The organism is Caballeronia glebae, assembly GCF_001545035.1.
In the GTDB taxonomy this organism is placed as follows: Bacteria; Pseudomonadota; Gammaproteobacteria; order Burkholderiales; family Burkholderiaceae; genus Caballeronia; species Caballeronia glebae.
In genome coordinates this window covers 1-568 of sequence record NZ_FCOJ02000192.1, presented here as the reverse complement: position 1 = coordinate 568, position 568 = coordinate 1, and the positions used below count along the sequence as shown (strand labels likewise).

Annotated in this window: 1 pseudogene; it reads left to right on the top strand. The window is 64.4% G+C overall.

The window, feature by feature from the left end:
• Positions 1-568 (top strand): annotated as a pseudogene (locus AWB82_RS36755) (ImcF-related family protein); the annotation flags it as partial.

The window sequence follows — 568 nt, the reverse complement described above, 5'->3', positions numbered from 1 at the left end:
CGGACAATCTGATCGCGAAGGCGCAACAGTGGGCGGGCAAAGACGAGAAGGATCCGTCGAAGCAAACACAGCCGCAATTGGCTCCTTTGGCTGCGGCATTCGCTCCGATCCTGCGTTTGACTGGCGCCGATCTCGCCGCGCCCGCGAACGCCAAGACGCCTGCGCAAACCGCCGCATTGGGCGAACTGAGCCTGCCGCGCTATCTGGAGCGCGTCACCGCGATGCGTCTGAAGACCCAGCAGATGATGCAGAGCGCCGACCCCGATGCGATGTCGCGCACCGCCGCGCAAGCGGTATTGCAAGGCAAGACTTCAGACATCGCCGACAGCCGCGACTACGCGAGCCGTCTCGCCGCGAGCCTTGGCGAGCAATGGTCGGGCTTCGGGCGGCTCTTCGAAGCGCCGCTGGAACAAACGTGGCAAGTGGTGGTGCAGCCGGCGTCGTCGAGCCTGAACGAGATCTGGCGTACTTCGATTCTCGCTGACTGGAGCCGTGCGTTCGGCGGGCGCTATCCGTTCGCCGATTCGGACAACGACGCGTCACTTCCGGACATGGTGCGCTTCATGCG